This is a genomic window from Planococcus sp. 107-1, assembly GCF_021513255.1.
Classification (GTDB): domain Bacteria; phylum Bacillota; class Bacilli; order Bacillales_A; family Planococcaceae; genus Planococcus.
On sequence record NZ_CP090977.1, the window covers coordinates 281,479 to 302,604 of the forward strand.

The 21,126-nt window shown below is 45.5% G+C and carries 20 protein-coding genes and 3 pseudogenes; 20 read left to right on the top strand and 3 right to left on the bottom strand.

What is annotated here, in order from left to right; translation table 11 throughout:
* Positions 1-33: 33 nt before the first annotated feature.
* Positions 34-591, bottom strand: a complete 558-nt coding sequence (locus L0M13_RS01640; protein WP_235198025.1) for an SLOG family protein — start codon at positions 589-591, stop codon at positions 34-36.
* A 144-nt stretch (positions 592-735) separates the two neighbouring features.
* On the opposite strand from L0M13_RS01640, the gene L0M13_RS01645 reads away from it, so the two are divergent.
* The 16 genes and pseudogenes from L0M13_RS01645 to L0M13_RS01720 all read left to right on the top strand — a co-directional run bounded on the left by L0M13_RS01645 (position 736) and on the right by L0M13_RS01720 (position 14,743).
* Positions 736-888, top strand: a complete 153-nt coding sequence (locus L0M13_RS01645; protein ID WP_235198026.1) for a YfhE family protein — start codon at positions 736-738, stop codon at positions 886-888.
* A 158-nt stretch (positions 889-1,046) separates the two neighbouring features.
* Entirely contained in the window at positions 1,047-1,820 is a 774-nt protein-coding gene (locus tag L0M13_RS01650) for an SDR family oxidoreductase (RefSeq protein ID WP_235198027.1), read from the top strand.
* Positions 1,821-1,852: 32 nt separating this feature from the next.
* Positions 1,853-2,413, top strand: coding sequence for a TetR/AcrR family transcriptional regulator (locus L0M13_RS01655; protein ID WP_235198028.1), 561 nt, complete (start codon positions 1,853-1,855; stop codon positions 2,411-2,413).
* Between the two features lie 18 nt (positions 2,414-2,431).
* A complete protein-coding gene (locus L0M13_RS01660; RefSeq protein WP_235198029.1) occupies positions 2,432-3,319 on the top strand; it encodes a 3-hydroxyacyl-CoA dehydrogenase family protein in 888 nt (295 codons plus the stop codon).
* Positions 3,316-4,071: pseudogene (locus L0M13_RS01665) on the top strand (enoyl-CoA hydratase/isomerase family protein); the annotation flags it as partial. The gene L0M13_RS01660 and the pseudogene L0M13_RS01665, both read left to right, overlap by 4 nt.
* Before the next feature lie 36 nt (positions 4,072-4,107).
* Positions 4,108-4,514, top strand: a pseudogene (locus L0M13_RS01670) (acyl-CoA thioesterase).
* Positions 4,514-5,602: a phosphotransferase family protein gene (locus L0M13_RS01675; RefSeq protein ID WP_235198030.1), complete on the top strand. Its 1,089-nt coding sequence runs from the start codon at positions 4,514-4,516 to the stop codon at positions 5,600-5,602. The pseudogene L0M13_RS01670 and the gene L0M13_RS01675 overlap by 1 nt, the downstream one beginning before the upstream one ends.
* Positions 5,595-7,364, top strand: a pseudogene (locus L0M13_RS01680) (acyl-CoA dehydrogenase family protein). Before L0M13_RS01675 ends, L0M13_RS01680 begins: the two are co-directional and overlap by 8 nt.
* Positions 7,365-7,376: 12 nt before the next feature.
* Complete coding sequence (locus tag L0M13_RS01685) at positions 7,377-8,351, top strand: quinone oxidoreductase family protein (protein ID WP_235198031.1); 975 nt, start codon at positions 7,377-7,379, stop codon at positions 8,349-8,351.
* A gap of 18 nt (positions 8,352-8,369) precedes the next feature.
* On the top strand, positions 8,370-9,257 hold the full coding sequence (locus L0M13_RS01690; protein WP_235198032.1) for an MBL fold metallo-hydrolase: 888 nt from the start codon (positions 8,370-8,372) through the stop codon (positions 9,255-9,257).
* Between the two features lie 73 nt (positions 9,258-9,330).
* Positions 9,331-10,257: a ketopantoate reductase family protein gene (locus L0M13_RS01695; protein ID WP_235198033.1), complete on the top strand. Its 927-nt coding sequence runs from the start codon at positions 9,331-9,333 to the stop codon at positions 10,255-10,257.
* Between the two features lie 95 nt (positions 10,258-10,352).
* Positions 10,353-12,083 carry a carbon starvation CstA family protein gene (locus L0M13_RS01700; protein WP_235198034.1) on the top strand — a complete coding sequence of 577 codons (1,731 nt, stop codon included), beginning with the start codon at positions 10,353-10,355 and terminating at the stop codon, positions 12,081-12,083.
* Positions 12,084-12,160: 77 nt separating this feature from the next.
* Complete coding sequence (locus L0M13_RS01705; protein WP_235198035.1) at positions 12,161-12,418, top strand: cory-CC-star protein; 258 nt, start codon at positions 12,161-12,163, stop codon at positions 12,416-12,418.
* A 24-nt stretch (positions 12,419-12,442) separates the two neighbouring features.
* Positions 12,443-13,375 (top strand): ArsA family ATPase, encoded by a 933-nt coding sequence (locus tag L0M13_RS01710; protein ID WP_235198036.1) that lies wholly within the window; start codon positions 12,443-12,445, stop codon positions 13,373-13,375.
* A gap of 5 nt (positions 13,376-13,380) precedes the next feature.
* Positions 13,381-14,364 carry a zinc-binding dehydrogenase gene (locus L0M13_RS01715; RefSeq protein WP_235198037.1) on the top strand — a complete coding sequence of 328 codons (984 nt, stop codon included), beginning with the start codon at positions 13,381-13,383 and terminating at the stop codon, positions 14,362-14,364.
* A 70-nt stretch (positions 14,365-14,434) separates the two neighbouring features.
* Positions 14,435-14,743, top strand: a complete 309-nt coding sequence (locus L0M13_RS01720) for a DUF4870 domain-containing protein (protein WP_235198038.1) — start codon at positions 14,435-14,437, stop codon at positions 14,741-14,743.
* A gap of 227 nt (positions 14,744-14,970) precedes the next feature.
* Here L0M13_RS01720 and L0M13_RS01725 read toward each other — a convergent pair whose 3' ends face one another.
* Both L0M13_RS01725 and L0M13_RS01730 read right to left on the bottom strand, forming a co-directional pair.
* Complete coding sequence (locus tag L0M13_RS01725) at positions 14,971-15,411, bottom strand: YtoQ family protein (RefSeq protein ID WP_235198039.1); 441 nt, start codon at positions 15,409-15,411, stop codon at positions 14,971-14,973.
* Between the two features lie 54 nt (positions 15,412-15,465).
* On the bottom strand, positions 15,466-15,687 hold the full coding sequence (locus L0M13_RS01730) for a hypothetical protein (protein WP_052653439.1): 222 nt from the start codon (positions 15,685-15,687) through the stop codon (positions 15,466-15,468).
* 127 nt (positions 15,688-15,814) lie between these two features.
* On the opposite strand from L0M13_RS01730, the gene L0M13_RS01735 reads away from it, so the two are divergent.
* The 4 genes from L0M13_RS01735 (at position 15,815) to L0M13_RS01750 (ending at position 21,047) form a co-directional block, all read left to right on the top strand.
* Complete coding sequence (locus tag L0M13_RS01735) at positions 15,815-16,978, top strand: exonuclease SbcCD subunit D (protein ID WP_235198040.1); 1,164 nt, start codon at positions 15,815-15,817, stop codon at positions 16,976-16,978.
* Positions 16,979-20,071, top strand: coding sequence for an SbcC/MukB-like Walker B domain-containing protein (locus L0M13_RS01740; RefSeq protein WP_235198041.1), 3,093 nt, complete (start codon positions 16,979-16,981; stop codon positions 20,069-20,071). It abuts the gene before it with no gap.
* Positions 20,072-20,168: 97 nt separating this feature from the next.
* The gene (locus L0M13_RS01745) at positions 20,169-20,822 is read left to right on the top strand and encodes a hypothetical protein (RefSeq protein WP_235198042.1); all 654 of its coding nucleotides are present in this window, start codon (positions 20,169-20,171) and stop codon (positions 20,820-20,822) included.
* 12 nt (positions 20,823-20,834) lie between these two features.
* Positions 20,835-21,047 (top strand): hypothetical protein, encoded by a 213-nt coding sequence (locus tag L0M13_RS01750; RefSeq protein WP_235198043.1) that lies wholly within the window; start codon positions 20,835-20,837, stop codon positions 21,045-21,047.
* Positions 21,048-21,126 lie beyond the last annotated feature (79 nt).

The window sequence follows — 21,126 nt, forward strand, 5'->3', positions numbered from 1 at the left end:
CAACCTAGCGGCTGCATGTTGAAGTATTCAAACTTATTCCCATTCATTCACTTGTTCTTCTTCTGCAACAACTCTTAAGTCGTCCGCTGTAATGGTGAAAACTTGATAATCATTTTTTTCAGCATAGCTCTCGGCTTCTTTTTTAGTGAACTTCGGAGAGCCGTCCATTTCTTCGTCGTAGACAATCAGCATGCCATCCGAGTTGCGGAGGAAGAATTTATTTTTCTCAATGAATTGCCACGGCGCCTCGTAAGGGCGGTTCGTTAAACTGCGATGGAAGTCAGCCATTTCAAGAATCATCTGGTATTTCTCTTGTTTCGCTTCGTTCCATCTTTTTTCCTGATCGAGAAAAGGCGTAAGCACCGCATATTTCAAATCAGGGAATTCTTCCTTTAAGTTCAACACCACTTCGGCCGCCCAAGTCTCCACGCCAAGCTGCCCGCTGATGATGACCCATTCCAATCCTTCGTCGATAAGTACGCGCAATTGGTTTTCCAGCGCTTTTTTAATAAAACGGATTCCTGGGTTTTTGTCATCGAATATCCCGAGCTCATGCTGTTTATAGCCGGTGATGGCTAAACGTTTTAACATAGGACACCTCTTTTCTTTTTGGATTATATTCTTTCATTTTACCGTATTTGAAGTCTTGCCGGCGAGTCATATCGTTTCTGTGGTTTAGACCGAAATAGACCAGGAAAAGAAATAATAATTCACATCCAGAAAGGAGCAGTAATTATGGCAGAAGAAAAACAGCCGCATGAAAAGTTGGCGGACAAGGAACTGGACGTAAAAGCAGCTCAGGAAGTGCGTTACCAAGAGGAGTTCAAGAAAGCGGACAAAGTTGCTGAAGATCAGAAGCAAGATCAAGATAAAACATCAGACAAATGAGAAGGAAGAGCCGGTAGCGAGCAGAAATCTGCATGCATCGGCTTTTCCTCTTTTAGTTAACCTTTTCTGCATCTTGCTTTATTAAAATGAAAACGTTACCATAAATTTAAGTATTCTGAACATACTAACTAGTTAGTATAAAGTAAGGGGGAAATGGAATGAATGTAATGGATCTTTTTAAATTAGACGGGAAAACGGCAATCGTAACTGGGGGAGGAAGAGGATTAGGCGCACAAATCGCCGAAGGCTTTGCGGAAGCAGGCGCCAATGTAGTGGTCTGTTCACGGAAAGTCGAAGCTTGTAAAGAAATCAGCGAAAAGTTAAAAGAAAAAGGCGTGAAATCATTGGCCTTGGCATGCGATGTGACAAATCCGGAAGATGTTAAAAATGTGGTTCAAAAAACTTTGGAAGAATTCGGCTCAATTGATATTTTAGTCAATAATTCAGGTGCTACTTGGGGAGCGCCTGTACTTGAAATGCCGCTGGATGCTTGGGAGAAAGTCATGAACGTTAACGTTACCGGAACATTTTTGATGAGCCGGGAAGTGGGCGAAACGATGATCAAACAAGGCAGCGGGAAAATTATCAACATCGCATCCGTTGCCGGGCTAGGCGGGATCGACCCGAGATTGATGGATACAATCGGCTACAACACAAGCAAAGGGGCAGTCATCACTTTTACGAAAGATTTAGCAGCGAAATGGGGCCAGTTCAATATTAACGTCAACGCATTAGCGCCAGGATTTTTCCCGACGAAAATGTCGAAGGTTTTAATTGAACAGGGAGGCGATCGTTTGCTTGATCAGACACCGCTAAACCGTTTTGGCACAGAAGAGGACTTGAAAGGCGCAGCGTTATTCTTAGCCTCTAAAGCTTCGGATTACATTACGGGCGATGTGGTTGTTGTTGATGGAGGCATGCATGTGCTGTAAGGAAAGCCGATCAGAGATTGTGAGGAAATAGCATGAAAGAAAAAATCATTGAAGAAAGCATTCTGCTATTTGAAAGGAAAGGATTCAGTGAAACCTCCATTCAAGATATTGTGGAAGCCATCGGAGTAACGAAAGGAACTTTCTACTATTATTTCTCCAGCAAAGAGCAATTGCTAATGGACATCCATTTAGGATATATCGACGATTTGCTTGAGCGCCAAGCGGCCATACATAAAACTGCTGCGAGCAATCAGCAAAAGCTCAAACAAATGGTGCAGCTCCTCATCGCCGATATTAAAGATCACGGCCCGAGCGGCAGAGTGTTTTTTAGGGAAATGCGCCATTTGGCAGAGGACAACGCAGGAGCTGTAAAAGCGAAGCGCGAAGAGTTTCGGATCAATATTGAAAACCTGCTCACCGAAGGGATTGAAGAAGGCGAATTCCGAAAGGACATAAAGCCTGATATGACGGCTTTTGCAGTGCTTGGTATTACGAATTGGAGCTACCAATGGTTCAATCCCGCTGGAGAAGTGTCTGCTGAAAGCCTGGCTGAAATATACAGTGATTTGATTTTAAATGGGATTGCGCAATAACCAAAAGGGGATGAACAAATGGAAAATCTTCATATCAATAAAATATGCGTAGTCGGTGCTGGCCAAATGGGCCATCAAATTGCCATGTTATGTGCTTTGGGCGGATATCAAACGGCCCTTCAGGATTTGAAAGAAGAAGCGTTAGCGAAAGCGAAAAGCGGCTTGGACATGTTAATGGGGCAGTGGGTACGGAAAGGGAAAATTACTGAGCAGCAAAAAGCAGAAGCTTTTGGCCGGCTATCGTTTACTGCAGATTTAAAAAAAGCAGCGAGTGATGCGGATTATGTCATTGAAGCAGCAGTTGAAAAATTGGAAGTGAAGCGCGAAATCTTCAAGCAATTAGATGAAATTGCGCCGAAACATACGATTCTTGCTTCGAATAGTTCAACAATCGTCAATTCGCTAATCGCAGAAGCAACAGATCGTCCAGAAAAAGTATGCAATATGCATTTCTTTTTTCCGCCGCTTGTTATGGATTGCGTTGAAGTGGTTATGAGTGAAAAAACTTCAGAAGAAACGGCCCAAACAGCCATGGAGGTTTGTAAAAAAATCGGACGGACGGGCGTCTTGCTGCGGAAAGAGATTTCCGGGTTTGTAGCAAACCGGATTTTGGGGGCATTGCAAAAAGAAGCGATGCATTTATATGAAGAAGGTATTGCCGACTTTAAAGAAATCGATTTAGTCATCAAAAAAGCGCTGCGGCATCCAATCGGCCCATTCGAATTGATGGATTTGTCGGGGCTTGACGTTGCTTATTATGTCATGCAGCAGCAATATGCGGAAAGCGGCAATCCAGAAGATAAGCCTCCTGCATTTATTGAAGAGAAAGTAAAGGCTGGAGAGCTCGGCAGAAAAACTGGAAAAGGATTTTACGATTACGGGGAAAAGGGAGTCGAAGCGCCATGACAGCAGTTTTACAAGTAGAGAAAACAGAGGGCTATGCCATTATCACAATTGATAATCCGCCGATGAATGTCATCAGCAACCAAGTATTTAAAGAACTTGACGAAGTATTCGATGGACTTGGGGCGGATGAGGAGGTCAATGCAGTTATTTTAACCGGACAAGGCGAAAAAGTGTTTGCGGCCGGGGCGGATATTAAAGAGTTTCCGCAGCTGATCGGACAAACGGGAATTCAAGAGACTTTCCTGGAAACGCATGCGATCTTGCACCGAATCGACCAATTTGAAAAGCCGGTGATTGCGATGTTGAACGGGCTTACGTTAGGCGGCGGCTGTGAATTGGTGCTTTGCTGCGATATTCGAATTGCAGAAGAACATGTTCAGATCGGCTTGCCGGAAATCACACTTGGCCTTTTTCCAGGCGGCGGGGGGACTCAGCGTTTGCCGCGCTTGATTGGTGAAGCGAGAGCGAAAGAAATGATGTTTACTGGCGAGCCGGTGACAGCCGAAAAAGCTGAGAGAATCGGCTTGGTCAATCGCGTTGTTCCAAGTGGGGAAGGCATGGAGATAGCCAAAAAAATGGCGAAGCGGTTTGGCCGATCTTCTATGCCAGCTTTAAGGTTCATCAAGCAAGCGGTTGATAAAGGACTGGAACTTCCACTCGAAGAAGGCACCAGTCTTGAAGCAGCCTATTTTGAGAAAGTCTTCCAAACCGAAGATGCAAAAGAAGGGGTCCGGGCATTTATCGAAAAAAGAAAGCGCATTTCAAAACAAATAGGGAGATGGAGAACTGTGGCGCATGAATTGGCAGTGAAAGTGCGGTTTAGTGAAACAGATGCACTTGGACATATTAGCAATATCAGCTATTTTATCTATTTGGAAGAAGCCGCATCGAGTTTTTTAAAGCGTTGGGATTTGATATGGATATCGCAAAATGGAAAGTCATTATGGCCTCGGCCAAATGTGATTTTATCAGTCAAGGCTTTTTCAATCAGCAATTGAAAGTGATTTCTGCAGTAAGTAAGATCGGCAACTCCAGTTTTTCAATCGTTCATCGGATAGAAGATGCAAATACCGGCCAATTGATCGCTAAAGGGGACGCAAGTGCCGTCCATTTCAATTTTGAAACCCAGAAAAGCGAAAGTTTGCCGGACGACATCCGCAGCCTGCTGGAGAAACATCTGGAGGAGGGAGCCTAATGGCAAAACACGAAAACGGCGTGATCCAAGTCAGGTCCGGTGAAGAGCTGGACCGTGCAATACTCTCGGAATTTCTCCACACACATATCAATGGGTTGCCGGAAGGGGAGTTGGAAATCCAGCAATTCGGTGCTGGCCACTCCAATTTGACTTATGCACTGTCAATTGGCGATTGGGAAGCGGTGCTGCGCAGACCGCCGCTCGGTCCCTTGGCGCCGAAAGCCCATGACATGGAACGGGAATTCCGTGTTCTTTCTTCTTTGCATGAAGTATTCCCGGCAGCCCCGAAACCTTTTGTTTTTTCGGATGACGAAACGATAGTCGGCAGCCCTTTTTTTATCATGGAGAGGCGGCATGGCCAAGTGATCGATACGGAGTTTCCAAAAGAAACGGAGCCGTCGGAAGAACTGGGTAAAAAAATTTCAGAGCTGATGGTCGATATGCTCGTAGAATTGCACGCCGTTGACTATACAAAAACGGCACTCGCAGAACTGGCTAAACCTGATGGATTTATGGAACGCCAAGTAACGGGCTGGACTCAGCGGTATGAACGGTCAAAAACCGATGATATTCCGGAAGTGGCGGCATTAGCAGAATGGATGCAGACACATATGCCACAATCTCCTGCTCCCACTGTCATTCACTACGATTTCAAGCTCAACAATGCACTGTTTTCAGATGATTTCACAAAAATCACCGGCTTATTCGACTGGGAAATGACGACAGTTGGCGACCCGCTCGCTGATTTAGGAGCGGCGATGGGCTATTGGATTGAAAAGGATGATCCCGAACTGTTGAAAAAAGGATTTGGCAAAGCTCCAGTAACGGTGCTGCCAGGCTTTTATACACGCCAAGAATTTATCCGGCGCTATGCAGAAAAAAGCGGCCGGGATGTTTCAGCGATGCATTTCTATTTGACGTTTGCTTATTTCAAACTGGCAGTCATTTGCCAGCAGATCTATTACCGTTACCGGAACGGACAGACGAAAGATCCCCGTTTTGCCCACTTCGGAGAGTTTGTGAAGAGCCTAATGCAACATGCGCTGGCCACTGCCCAAAATAGTAAAAGGAGTGATTTCGATGGATAGACACACAATCACTTACCGAGGAGCAAGTTTTCTGTACCAGCCTTCCGAAGCGGAAACGGTTTTTACGCCAGAAGATTTTACAGAAGAGCATAAAATGATTGCCAAAACCGCGAAGCGTTTTCTAGAAAGCAAAGTTCGGCCAGTCAATGAAGAAATTGAAAGCCAGGATTTTAAATTGGTTCAATCGCTTCTTCGGCAGGCGGGTGAACTTGGATTGTTGGCTCACAGTATTCCTGAAAAATACGAAGGCCTCGGTTTGGATAAAATCAGCAAAGGGTTGGTCGGAGAAGTGCTCGGCCCAGCTGGAGGATACGGGGTTGCCCACTCCAACCATACTTGCATCGCAACGTTGCCGATCACTTATTTCGGCAGCGAAGAACAGAAGAGGAAGTATTTGCCGAAACTCGCTTCAGGTGAATATATCGGCGCTTACTGCCTGACAGAACCGAATGCGGGATCCGATGCTTTAGCGGCTCAGACGGTCGCTAAGTTAAATGATGCAGGCAGCCATTATATATTGAATGGCACCAAAATGTTCATCACTAATGCGGCATTTTCCGATACTTTTATCGTTTATGCAAAAGTGGATGGCAAGCATTTCACCGCGTTTATCGTCGAAAAGGATTTTCCGGGGTTGTCGCTAGGTGCAGAAGAACAGAAAATGGGCATCAAAGGATCTTCGACGGGCCGTGATATTCGAAGATTGCGAAGTCCCTGTCGAGAATTTATTGGGTGAGATCGGAAAAGGGCATGTCATTGCATTGAATGTATTGAATCTGGGACGCTATAATTTGGGGTCTGCCACAATGGGCGCGGCAAAATATGGTTTGGAACTGGCCTTGAAATATACGAAAGAACGCCGGCAATTTGGCAAGGCGATTGCAGAATTTACAGCCACTCAAGAAAAAATTGCAGATATGGCAATCCGGATTTATGCATCTGAATCGCTGCAATACCGGACGGCTGGATATTTGGAAGAGGCATTAAGCGATTTATACGATTCACCTGATACCGCATTGACCGCGAAGCGCTTGATGGAATATGCCACTGAATGTGCAGTTTGCAAAGTCTATGGATCTGAAACGCTGGATTATGTAGCGGATGAAGCACTCCAGCTGCACGGAGGCTATGGATTTATCAAAGAATATAAAATTGAACAGATGTACAGGGATTCCCGCATTAACCGGATATTCGAAGGGACCAATGAAGTCAACCGCCTTATGATTCCAGGGAATTTGCTAAAAGCGTATGGTAAGGGACAGGTTGATTTAGAAGAATTGATCAAACAGGCGGTAGCAGAAATTCGAGCGCCTAAAGTGGGGTCAATCGGCATTATTTCCCGGGAAATTGAAGCGGTGCATGCGATGCGGAGAGTGTTCTTGCTATGTACAGGACTCGCTTTTAAAAATTATGGTCCAAGCATGAGCGAAGAGCAGGAAGTGCTGATGAAATTGGCGGATATCGGTTTGCATTTATACGCAGCAGAATCGGCAGTTTTGCGTACAGCAAAATCCATAGCGCGGATGGGGAAGAAAAGCATGCTTTAAAGGTGGATTTAACAAAAGCGTTGATCGACGACTCGCTTCTTGAAGTGGAGATGGCGGCACGCAAAATGATGCAAGCGACCGTTTCCGAAAAGACGGTACATGATTATGTCTTGATGGTTACTGGGGAACTTAGCCGTTTGCAGCGCTCGTGCGGCATTCAGACGAAGCGGAGCATTGCCGGGAAGATGTTGGAAGCAGAACAGTATATCTCATAAGGGGGAAATTTTTTGAAACAGATCAAGTTTGAGCAGTACGGCGGGCCGGAAGTTCTTGAATGGGTGGAAACAGAAAAACCGGAGCCGGCAGCAAATGAAGTCTTAATAGAGGTCAAAGCCATTGGCGTCAATTATGCAGATACAGCACGGCGTGAAGGGAAATACGTTGTACCGACCAAGCTGCCTTATGTGCCCGGTTCAGAAGTGGCAGGGGTGATTGCTGCTGTTGGTGCGGAAGTCAAACATTTCAAAGAAGGAATGCGCGTCGTCGCTTTGATTGAATCACATGGCTATTCGGAATACGTCGCTGTCGATGAACGGATTTTAACGCCTGTTCCGGACGATGTCGATTTTGAACAGGCAGTGTCATTGCCTTTGCAAGGCTTGAGCGCTTACCATGTGTTAAAAACGATGGGCCGTTTGGAAGCAGGAGAAACCGTTTTGATCCATGCGGCGGCAGGGGGAGTGGGAGCGATTGCTGTCCAACTGGCTAAAATTTTCGGAGCAGGGAAAATCATTGCGACAGCCAGTACAGAGGAAAAATTGGCACATGCAGAAAAAATGGGAGCTACTGATCTGGTGAATTATTCTGAGGAAGGCTGGGTTGACAAAATCAAGGAAATCACCGGTGGAAAAGGCGTAGACGTCGCTTTGGAAATGGTCGGCGGCGAAGTGTTCAACCAAACCGTAAAATGCCTTGCACCTTTTGGGCGGCTGGTTATTTTCGGTGCGGCAAGCGGTGAACAAGCAAGTTTCCATCCGGGGCAATTAATGAAAAGAAACCAATCTGTCATCGGCTTTTTCCTGCCGCAAATTATGCGGAAACCTGAACTTTATCAACAGAGTTTCAAGGAATTGCTGGAATACATGAAGAACGGCCAGTTGGAGCTGACAATCGGCGGAACCTATCCGTTAGAAGAAGCGGCAGAAGTGCATAAATTGCTGCAAGGAAGACAGACGATCGGCAAATTGGTATTGAAGCCTTAGCGGCAGAGGAGAGATTGGATGCTTGAGAAATTAGGGGTCGAATCCATTCGACTGGATCTTCCTTTCAGGTTGAATCATGTAAATTGTTTTATGGCAGAGTCGGAAAATGGTTGGACTATCATCGATGCCGGATTAAATAATAGCGAAACGAGAGAGTTTTGGGATGAGCAAATCGGCAATAGACGAATAGAGACCATTTTCATTACGCATTATCATCCGGACCATTTCGGCTATGCGGGCGGATTGCAGGAAAAAACCGGCGCGCAGCTGCGGATGTCGAAAATTGATGCGGAATTAGGAAGCGTTTCCTGGAAACCTGAATTTATGGAAACGATGCCGAACCAGTATAGCGCTTCTGGAGTGCCAGTGGAAATGGCGAAGAAGATGGTGCAGAATACAGTGAATTTCCAGCAGCTGGTCAATCCTTTGCCAAAAATCGATCATTATTTGGTGGAGGGGGAACGGATTCAGATTGGACGATACGAATACGAAGTAATCCATACACCGGGACATTCGGATGGCATGGTCTGTTTTTATAATAAAGAAAAAAATGTGTTGTTTTCTGCAGACCATATCTTGCCGAAAATCACACCGAATATCTCCTATTGGTTCCACGGCCAGGAAAATCCCTTGGCTTTGTATTTAGCGTCTTTAGAAAAAATAAAGCAATTGAATGCAGATTTTGTCATTCCTTCTCATGGAAAACCGTTTTACGGGGCAAATGAACGGATAGTAGAATTGATAAAGCATCATGAAGCACGATTGGATGAAACAAAAGAAGTGCTCGAAGCGCCTTCTACGGTCTTCCAAATATGCGAACGCCTCTTTAAACGTTCGCTGACTGTCCACGAAATGCGTTTTGCAGTAGGGGGAAACGCTGGCGCATCTGGAATTTCTGCGGCATAGCGGGGAATGTGTTCGAAATCGAGATCAGAATGCTTGGATTTATGAAAGAAACTAGTAATTGAGGTGTAGGGATATGAAAATATTAGTAGTTGGAGCCGGCGCAATTGGCGGTTATTTTGGCGGCCGTTTACTTGAAAAAGGGGAAGACGTGACTATTCTTGTCCGGGAGAGAAGAAAGCGGCAGCTTGAAGAAACCGGACTGAATATCGAGAGTATCAATGGCGATGTGCGTTTGATGCCGAAATTGATCACAAAGGAAGAACATACAGAGGAATTTGATATCGTCCTTGTTTCCACAAAATCCTATCAGCTGCAAGCGGCAATTGATGATCTCAGACCATTTGTTAAAGAAGGTACAATGGTGCTTCCTTTATTGAACGGCATTGCCCATATTGATGCTCTTGTAGAAGCGTTTGGAGAAGAAGCCGTTCTTGGAGGACTCTGCTTTATCGAGAGTACACTTGATGAAAAAGGCACCATCGTACAAGCAAGCTCGATGAACCAGTTGGTTTACGGAGAACGGAATGGAAAAAAATCCGAACGCATCAATCGCTTGAAAGAAGTATTTGAGGGGACGAAAGCCGATTTCGTGTTAAGCTGCAATATCAATCAAGAGATGTGGCATAAATATTTCTTCATTACAGCGATGTCCGGCATCACTTCAATGATGGAGTCTCCAATTGGCCCCATCCGCGAACTGGAAACCGGGCAGCGGACCATCGCCGCATTCATGGAGGAGCTTGCGGCTATCATGAAGCGAATTGGTGCACCCATTAAAGACAATATCGTTGAAGAACAACTGGCAAAACTAAACATGATGGCGCATGGCATGAAGACATCCATGCAACGGGATATGGAAAAGGCGCAGCCGATCGAAGCGGACCATCTACAAGGCTATCTGTGGAAAAAAGGAAAAGAAGCAAAAGTGGAAACGCCAATCCTGGAAACGATTTATACAAAACTGCTCCTTTATCAAAAGAAGTTAGAAAAAATAGAATAATCTGTTTTAGGCGTTTACAACCCGATATTACTTCTTTATGCTTAAATTACAAGAGTTTTCTTTTCTTGTAAAAAATAGAGAAGGGGTTGAAGTATTTGAATGCAATCGCACTTGCTGCTATCGGAATTTTTATTTTCATCTTAGGTTATCGCTTTTATTCAAAATTCGTAGCAGAAAAGATTTTCCGGTTGGATCCTAATTATGTAACACCCGCTCATCAATATAATGATGGGGTAGACTTTGTTCCGACAAACAAATTCGTTTTATGGGGACACCATTTCACCTCAGTGGCCGGAGCCGCTCCTATCTTAGGGCCGGCCATCGCAGTTTATTGGGGATGGCTGCCTGCCGTTCTATGGGTCGTATTAGGAACTGTATTTGCAGCCGGCGTCCACGATTTTGGAACGCTTGTATTATCTGTAAGGAATAAAGGGCAGTCGGTCGGGACCTTAGCCCACCGTTTGATCGGGCAGCGAGGAAAAGTCCTATTCCTATTCATCATTTTAATCCTCGTTCTTATGGTCAATGCGGTATTCGCCTGGGTTATCGCGAACTTGTTCATTTCTTATCCCGCAAGTGTGCTTCCGGTTTTTATCCAGATCCCGCTGGCGATTTGGATTGGGCACGCCGTCTACAAACGAAATAAGAAAATGCTGGTGCCTTCACTGGTTGCATTGGCTGTTATGTATATCACGGCTATCGTCGCCAGCCAAGTCAGCTTTTTGCAAATTGATTTGGTCCAATACATGGGAGGCGAAAACGGCTCAGGACTATTCGGCCTTGGTTCCATTTCAACAGCTTTCTTTATCTGGATCATCGTTTTGATGGTGTACGTTTACATCGCTTCGACCTTGCCGGTATGGAAATTGTTGCAGCCGCGCGACTTTATCAACTCACACCAATTGGTAGTGGGCCTTGGCATCCTGTATTTAGGGCTGCTGTTCACTAACCCGGAAATAACAGCTCCAGCAACTAATCCGGACGCAGACATTTCCTGGTTCCCGCTGCTGTTCATTACCATCGCTTGCGGCGCCATTTCCGGTTTCCACGGACTAGTATCATCCGGGACTTCCTCCAAGCAATTGGATAAAGAAACGGATGCCCGTTTTGTCGGATATTTAGGCGCAGTGGGAGAAGGGATTCTTGCGCTCGTATCCATTATTGCGGTCATCACTTTATTCCCGGATAGAGAATCTTTCTTTGCGACCTACAGCAGCTTTACGGCGGCGAATGGCGCAGGTTTGGGCTCGTTCATTGAAGGCGCGACGTCACTCGCACATGGATTGCTGATTCCAAATGACGTGGCTTCGACGATTGTATCGATTATCGTTGTCTCTTTTGCTGCAACGACGCTCGATACTTCCGTACGTTTGATGCGTTATATCATCTCAGAGCTTGGCGTCGAATATAAATTGCCCGTATTGGAGAAAAAGCATGTAGCGACGACAATCGCAGTTGTAGCCAGTGCGGCACTTGTACTTCTTCCGGAAGGACCGAATGGTTTTGGTTCAGGGGGATACTTGCTATGGCCGCTGTTTGGTACTTCCAACCAGCTATTAGCAGGAATCAGTTTGCTGCTGATCGCCATTTGGTTGAGGAAGCTCGGAAGGAACTATATTGTGGTCATCATCCCGATGATTTTCTTGATGTTCATGACGCTCTGGGCGATGTTCCAGCAGGTCTTCCTGCAATGGGCCTGGTACGCGGACCAACCGAATACGCTGCTCTTCGTGTTTGGCGCCATCATTTTCGTTTTCACCATGTGGATCATTTTGACGGCGGTCCAAGTATTAAGCAAAAAAGCAGATCCTGATTTTAAGGAATAATCGTATAGCAGCACATTCAAAGGGGCATGGGAAAATCTATGCCCCTTTGTTTATACATAAAAAGGAGGTGCAAAAAAATGCTTGATAAAGTGAAAAAGCTCATCGCTTTTTACGAAGAAGTATTGGAGTTGCCGCACCGCACTGAAATTGCACGCGAGTTGAGAGATGAAGATGATTTATTCCTTTTGATGCTGTATTCCGAGATGATCGGCATTCCCAATCCCGTCTATTACTATACGTTAGAGTTGTATCCGTATATGATCGAGCAATTCCACGATTGGCATCTGCGGATGGGCATGGAAAAATCGCCGCTTACAGGGATTCGCTGCTGTTAGCTTTTTGAGGAAAGAGGGAAACGAATGGATGTATTGACGAAAAACATTATCTTTGTCGGCGGCAAAGGCGGCGTGGGGAAATCCACATCTGCCGCTGCCATTGCCTGGACGGCAGCTAAAAACGGCCATAAAACTTTATTGATTTCCACAGATCCTGCCCATAATGTCGGCGATATTTTTGATGAAAAAATCGGCGGCAAAACAAAAGAACTGGCGCCGAATCTATTTGCTCTTGAAATTGATCCGGAAATTGAAACGGAAAAATACATCAAGAGCGTTAAAGACAATATCAAAGGAACGGTCCATTCCAGCATGATGGAAGAAGTGCACCGACAGCTTGATACGGCAAAAGCCTCTCCTGGAGCAGATGAAGCGGCTTTGTTTGATAAATTGATCCATATCATCTTAGAAGAACGCGAGCATTACGACAAATTGGTATTTGACACAGCCCCTACCGGCCACACCATCCGACTGTTGACATTGCCTGAATTGATGGGAGTATGGATTGAAGGACTCCTGCAAAAGCGCCGCAAGACCAATGAGAATTACAGCCAATTATTGAATGACGGAGAGCCGAGGGAAGACCCGATTTACGATGTGCTGCGAGAACGGCAAATACGCTTCGGCAAAGCGCGGGAAATTCTTCTTGATGAAGCGGAAACCGGTTTTATTTTCGTGCTGAATCCGGAACGCCTGCCCATTCTGGAAACGCAAAAAGCGGTGGAGCTTTTGCATAAATACCACCTGCATGTCAAAACCTTGATCATCAATAAAATCTTGCCGGAAGAAGCGGATGGCGAGTTTCTCAAAGAACGCAAAAAGCACGAATCGCAGTATTTGAAAATGATTGAAGAACATTTTAAGAACCAGCAGTTGATTCGCGTGCCATTGTTTTCAAAAGACATTGTCAGCAAACAGCAATTGGAGATATTCAGTGGACATTTCATGAAAGGGTGAAACGAGTGAAAGCATTTGTGATTGAATCGGGAGAACTAAAGCTTAAGGAAATAGAAGAACCGAAGGCCAAGCGAGGCGAAGTGGTGGTAGCGCTTCGGACAGCTGGATTGAATCGGCGTGATTTAGGACTGACTAAAAGATGGGGGAATAAACCGGAAGCCTTGATTATCGGTTCAGACGGGGCGGGGGTTATTGAAGCAGTGGGGGAAGGTGTTAAAGACTTTAAAGTTGGAGATGAGGTCATCATCAATCCGGCTCTCCGGTGGTACGACAATAGCGCGGCCCCTCCAAAAGGCTTTGATATTCTCGGAATGCCGGACCACGGGACATTTGCCGAAAAGATCGCTTTATCGGCAGAACAAGTCGAGAAAAAGCCTGTCCACTTGAGTTGGGAAGAAGCGGGATCGCTGGCTTTGGCCGGACTGACAGGCTACCGTGCACTTTTTACAAAAGGCGGCATTTTGGCAGGGCAAACTTTATTCATTCCAGGGGCAGGAGGCGGAGTAGCGACGTATTTGATCCAATACGCCAATAATGTAGGCGCGCGCGTCATCGTAACTTCTCAGAGTGAAGAAAAGAGAAAGCGAGCGCTGGAACTTGGAGCAGATTTAGCGATTGACTCCAATAGCGATTGGGAGAAGGAGCTGGCAGAAGAAACGATTGACCTCGTCATTGACAGTGTCGGACGTGCAACGTTCAACCGATCGCTTGACGTGCTGAAACTGGGCGGACGCATTGTTATTTTCGGAGCGACGACAGAAGACAATGTAGATTTCAATTTGCGCAAATTCTTCTATGGCCAATATCAGTTATTCGGCTCCACCATGGGCAGCCGGGAAGAACTGCGGAACTTGCTTGTACACATGGAAAAGTTTGATATGCATCCGATTGTGGACCGGGTCTTTCAGTTGGAAGAAGCCCAGCAAGCTTTCGACTATCTCGCAGAAGGCAAACAATTCGGCAAAGTGGTCTTGAAAATAAATTCTTGATAATTTTTGAAACCATTCGTCTCCTGAGCCGTATAATAAAGTAATAGAAAAAAGACTGGAGATGAAATTTATGCAAAACACAGGAATGAAAATTCTTGTTCACGCAAGCGCGTTTTTCGCACCGTTCTTAGTGCCGTTTATCGTGTTCCTTGTATCAAATGATGAAGAAGTGAAAAAGCTGTCCATTCAAGCGTTGTTGTTCCAATTGGTGATGGGTGTCCTTCTATTTGTTTCAAGCTTATTGGTTATCGTCCTGATTGGTATTCCGATGCTGATTGTTCTGGGAATCGTTACATTGATCGTACCGATTTTGGGTATTATCCGTGCATTGAACGACGAAAGATTCGATTACCCGATCGTCGGCATGTGGTATCGCTAAAAAAGTCCCTTAGGGGGCTTTTTTTATTGGGTTGAAATGGGTTTTGAGGCGAGATTTTTCAAGTTGCGCGCGTTCAGAGGAAAATGCGCGCGTTCAACGAGAAATACGCTCGCTCAGAAGAAAATACGCGCGTTCATCAAATTTCAGCGCCGCGCCAGGATGGCAAGCCGATAAAGTTAGCCAGAAACAAGAAAACCTATCCGCATGCACGGATAGGTTTTGAATAGCTATTCAAAAATATAGGATAAAGCTTTGATTGCCTGGTCGACGGTTTCAACAGTAGCATTCGCTTTTTGCGACAATTCTTTCAGCGGATGGTGAAGCTTTTCGGGGCGGATCAGAATAACGGGCTTGCCGGAAGCGATGGCAGAACTCGCATCCATCGCCGTATTCCATTGTTTGTACTGTTCGCCGAATAACGCGATGACGAGATCCGCTTTGTGCATCAAGACGCCTGTACGTAAATTATTGAAACTTGAAGCGGCTGCGTCTTTCAATACGGCATTCGGCTGTTCGCCTAAAATTTCTTCGCCGATATTATCCGAGCGGCCATGGTCTTCCATCGGGCCGACAAAGTCGAGCGGCAAATCCAAAGCAAGGGATTTCTTTTTGATTTCTTCGCGCCAAGAGCTGTGGATTTCTCCAGCAAGGTAAACGGTCAATCTCATTTTCGATTCCTCCCAGAATAGACTTTAGTTCCAGTCTATCATAGTTGGAAGCCTTCAGATGATCAGGCGTTCTTTTTGCGTTACCGGTATCAATGAAAGCACATTCTCCATTTTGAACGTGCGTTTCTTGTGCCGGAGAAAGCAATAGGCTTGAAAAGATTCACCGCTGACTTTTAAAATCTTGACGCGCCGTTTGCTGATGGTGCCATCATTTGCCATATACATCATGTCCACAAGCTGCTGATGCTTAAATGCTTTAAGTATCTGTGCTTTCATCGTTTTCACTCCCTTAACAGAACGTTTGTTCTTATTATATCTCACAAGATGAACAGAAACAAGCAATGTGTTTTCGTGTATAATGGAACGAACATATATTCTTTTATTCGAAGGAAGGGGCTTTTTTATGAAGTTTTTCCACACCGCCGACTGGCATTTAGGAAAGCTGGTCCAAGGCGTTTATATGACCGAAGACCAGCGCCATGTGCTCGATCAATTTATCGAAGCCATTGAACAAGAACGGCCGGATGCAGTCATTATTGCAGGGGATTTATATGACCGCGCTGTTCCGCCGACAGACGCCGTCAACCTTTTAGATGAAGTGCTGGCGAAAATTGTCTTGGAGCTGAAAACGCCGGTTTTTGCTGTAGCTGGAAACCACGACAGCCCGGGCCGCTTGAATTTTGGCAGCCGGTTAATGAAAAATAATGGGATTCACATTGTCGGACAAATGAGTGCAAACTTGGAACCCGTCGTTCTGCAGGATGCGTTTGGGCCGGTACACGTCCATTTGATCCCCTACGCCGATCCGTCCCAAGTCCGCTACTCTTACGATAACCCTGAAATCCGTTCGCATAATGATGCGATGAAAGCCATTACCGAAAAAATCGCCAGTACAATGGATCAAGGCGCACGCCATATAGCAGTTGGCCATGCATTTATCACGCCGCACGGGGAACCGGAGGAGAATACGAGTGATTCAGAACGGCCTTTATCGATCGGAGGAGCTGAGCACGTTGCTGCGGAGCATTTCAATCCGTTCCATTACACAGCGCTTGGCCATTTGCACCAAGCCCATTATGTTTTGAATGAAACCGTGCGTTATGCAGGATCACCTATGAAATATTCAATTTCAGAAGAGCATCACCAAAAAGGGTTTTTGGTAGTAGAAATGGATGAAGCTGGTGCTGTTTCTGTTGAAAAGCGGTTGCTCGAACCGAAAAGAGACCTTCGGACAGTGGAAGGGTTTATGGAAGAGTTGCTCAAGCATGAAGTGAATGAAGACTACGTCTTCGTGAAATTACTCGATGAGACACCGATTTTATATCCAATGGAGAAAATCCGTTCCGTCTATCCGAATGCTATGCACGTAGAACGCAAACATTTCGGGCAAGCTTCGAAACAAAGCGACTCAGGTTCGCGCCGGGAAATGGACCCAATGGTATTATTCAACGCCTTTTATGAAGAAGTGAAGGGCGAAAGAGCTTCGGAAGAAACAGAAGCGATTTTCAAAGACGTGCTGCAGGAATTTCTGCGGGAAGAAACTGATGAGAAAGAAGGGGTAAAGTAAATGCGTCCCTTAAAATTAAAACTGACAGCCTTTGGCCCTTATAAGCACACGGAAACCATTGATTTTGCCGATTTGAAAGGCAATCAATTATTCGTCATTTCTGGAAGTACGGGATCTGGGAAGACGACCATCTTTGACGGGATTTGTTTTGCACTTTACGGCGCTGCCAGCGGTTCTGATCGTGCCGAGACGCGGAATCTGCGAAGTGATTTTGCAGAAGACGGGACCCACACCTGCGTCGAAATGGAATTCGAGATACATAGGAAAGTCTACCGGATTCTCCGGCAGATGGGCCATGTGAAAAAAGGCAACAAAAGTGCAACAGGCGAAAAATATGAGTTTTTTGAAGTGACGGATAAAGGCGAAGTACCCTGTGTAGAGCGCCAGATCGTGTCGGAAATCAACCGCCGCGTCGAAGAGATCATCGGCTTGTCACAAAATCAATTTAGCCAAATCGTCATGCTGCCCCAAGGCGAATTCCGGAAGCTCCTAACTTCTGAAACAGACAATAAAGAGGAAATCCTCCGGAAAATATTCAAAACGGAACCGTATAAAATGATCAGTGAGCGTTTAAAGCAGCGAAAAGACGCTGCCGCTAAAGCTTACCAATATGAAGAGCATACGCTTGCAAGCCTGATCAATGGGATTGCATCCGTCTTGCCGCAAAGGGATTCCGAACTATTCGAACTGCTGGAGCGCGAACATTTCAATGTCAATCAAGTGCTGAATGCGCTAGAACATGAAGCTGTCTATTACGACAAGAAAGCAGTTAACGACGAACAAGCTTATTTGGCTGCCTACGAGCTTCATAACGGCAAATTAGCAAGCTTCCACGAAGCGAAGAAATGGAACGACCGCTTGCAGGAACTCGAAGAAAAAAATAAGCGCTTAGAAATGATGAAAGAGCGCTTGCCTCAAATCACTGATCAAGAAATGCGATTGCAAAAGGCGGAGCGTGCTGGCCTGATTGAAGGGACAGAAAACCTATTCAAGGAATTGCAGGCTAATGAAATCACGAAGGAGCAATCGCTTGAAAAAGCGATCGCTGATGAGCTTCGTACAAGCGAACAATTGAAAAATGCAGAATCCGCTTTTTCAATCGAACAAGATAGAGAAAGAGAGCGGGAAGAGATAAGCCAGCGATTGATTCAATTGGAAAATATCCTTCCAGCAGTACGTGAAATCGATGGCAAAAAACAGGAATTAAAAGCAATGGAAGCATCAGCTGCCGGGGCACAAAAGAACTTGTCGGAAGCGGCTGGAAAATTCCAGTCGGAGAAAGAGGCGCATCAACAGCTTGGCGAAACGATTTCATCTTTGGAGCAGAGACTGGAGCCTTTTGATTCAAAAAACATCGAATTGAATTCGCTGAAAGAGCGGAGCCGTATTCTACAAGAATTGCTTGCTGCAGAAACAGACTGGCAGACCCAGCAGCGGATCCAACTGTTAAAAGAACAGCGATTCAAAGAATTAGAAGGCTCTTATCAAGCGTTGGAAAATAGCTGGTTAGCCAATCAAGCCCAAATTTTAGCTGCTTCTTTGCATGACGGCGAAGCGTGTCCGGTATGCGGAAGCACCGAGCATCCACAAAAATTTTCAGCATTGCATCATACAGCAGTCACAAAAGAAGAATTGGATGCGGCAAAAGCGGAATTCAGCCAAGCAGATGGAGAATACCGGAATGCAGCGGCCAAATTGAATGCCCTGGAAGAGCAATTGTCTTTGAGAAAAGAAAGAGCAGCTCAGTTCGGGAGCGTTCTGGAAGATGCGTCTACGGCATACGAAGAAACAGAAGAGAAGAGAAAAGCGTTAGAGCTTGAAGTAGCAGCCTTGGCAGCAGATAAAAAGCAGCTTCGTTCCTTGAAAGAACAACTTAATCTCCATATGGAAAAACTAGAGGCTTTAGAGGCCGGCAAAACAGCGGCTGCGGAAAAAGCGCAGCACTTGGCTGCATCTTGCCAGACAGCAATTGCTGTTTTTGAACAAAGTTTATTGGCGATTCCGGAAGAATTGCGAAATTTAAGTGTTCTAGAAAAGAAAATCCAGAACGAAAAATCTTTGAAAACCCAATTGGCAGAAGCCTGGGAAACAGCGCAGCAGCAATTGCAAGAAGCAAAAGAACGCCAGGCGACGGCCGTGATTACAGTCAAGCATACGAAGGAAGCAGCCGAAGAAATCAAATTGAAAAAAGAAAAAGCCGAACAGCAATTCAAAGAAGCGCTGCAGAAGTCGGATTTCGATACAGAGGAAGCGTACCAGCAAGCTAAATTATCCGAACAGCAGCAAGCGGCATTAAAAGACAAAATTCAGGAATTCAAACAAACCCATTACACATTGATCGAACAAGTGAAGGAATTAGAAGAGGCACTGGCAGGCAAAACACGAGCGGATCTGCCTGGAATGGAAGCTGAACTCGTGCGCTTAAAGCAAGCTTATGAAGATTCCTTGGCAACGTGGAACCGGGCGAAAGAATCCCGGCTCCAGATCAGCCAGCTGTCAGCGAATATCTCAAAAGCCTATGGGCAAGCTGCTGAAATGGAAAAGCAGATGAACCGGATCGCCGATCTATATGACATGGTCCGCGGACAGAATCAGTTGAAAATCTCGTTTGAACGCTATTTGCAGATTGAATACTTGGAGCAAATTATCCATTCGGCGAATGAGCGTTTGAAAAATCTATCCAATGGCCAGTTTTACTTGATCCGCAGTGACCGCCAGGAAGCACGAGGCAAACAAAGCGGCCTCGGGTTGGATGTGTACGATGCCTATACAGGGCAAACACGCGATGTGAAAACTTTATCGGGCGGCGAAAAATTCAACGCTTCGCTTTGTTTGGCACTTGGCATGGCAGATGTCATCCAAAGTTTCCAAGGCAATGTAGCCATCGATACGATGTTTATCGATGAAGGCTTTGGTTCGCTCGACGACGAGTCGTTGAATAAATCAATCGACACGCTGATTGATCTCCAAAAATCCGGCCGCATGATCGGTGTTATTTCACATGTCCAGGAGTTAAAAGCGGCGATCCCTGCAATTCTGGAAGTGAAAAAGTCGAAAGAAGGATTCAGCCAAACGAAGTTCGTCTTAAAATAATTGAAATAGAGAATGGATCCTGGAGCACCGATTGTTTAAAGCCTTCCAGTTTAGTGAATGTTAAAGATAACGATCACTTTTCGGAAGGAGGGTGCATATGGATACCATTCTCTATTTTTTATTTACAGCCGCATATATTGGCCTGGTTATCTGGGGGTTGAGCCGGCAGCGCTCGTGGAATTTCATGTCATTCATCTATCTCGTACTGCTTGGATTGATCTATGATAATGGCATGATTGCACTCGGAAAATTTATCGGCGAAGGCCCGCTTCTAGAAAATTTGAGCTTGCTGCGTTTTTGGAGCCATGCTTTATTGACGCCTACTTTAGTGTTGTTTTCTTATGGTACCTTGCGGGAAGCTGGAGTAGAATGGAGCAGGAAGAGGATAATCGGTGTCGCAGTGATCCTCTATACCGTCGCTTTGATAGGGATCGAACTGCTGTTTGAAACGGTGGGCATGGAGTTGGCAGTTGAAAAAGAATACGGCGTTTTGCGATATGTGTCTGCCGATCCGGCATCCGGCCCGCCTATCATGGTTTTACTTGTTTCAGTGGTGCTTATTGCAGCAGGGGCGGTTCTATGGAAAAAACGTGGATGGAAATGGATGCTGGTGGGAGCAGTCGTTATGACAATCGGCAGCGCGGTGCCTATCCCGGTGGATAGCTCAGCAGCAACGAATGCATTTGAACTTTTCTTATTAACAACATTGGTCTGGACCAAAGTGCATTTGGAACGACGACGCCATACATGAAGGAGCATAGCTATGAAAAATTTTACGGTTAAAACACGCATTATCTATTTTGCGATAATTGCACTGGTCAGCATCGCTTTCTTTGTTCTGCAATTATATGCGAACTCAGGGGGAGACTATGGAATAGGTTCCATTGTCGTCTTGATCCTTTGGGGATTGCTTGCGGCTTTTGGAATTGCAGGGCTTATTTTTACTTTGTCAAAACGGGACCGTCATAAAAAATGACGGTCTTTTTTTGAATAGAATGTCTATTTTGCCTTTAGAGAGAACTATAGGAAATATGATAAAATTTAGATATCCAGAG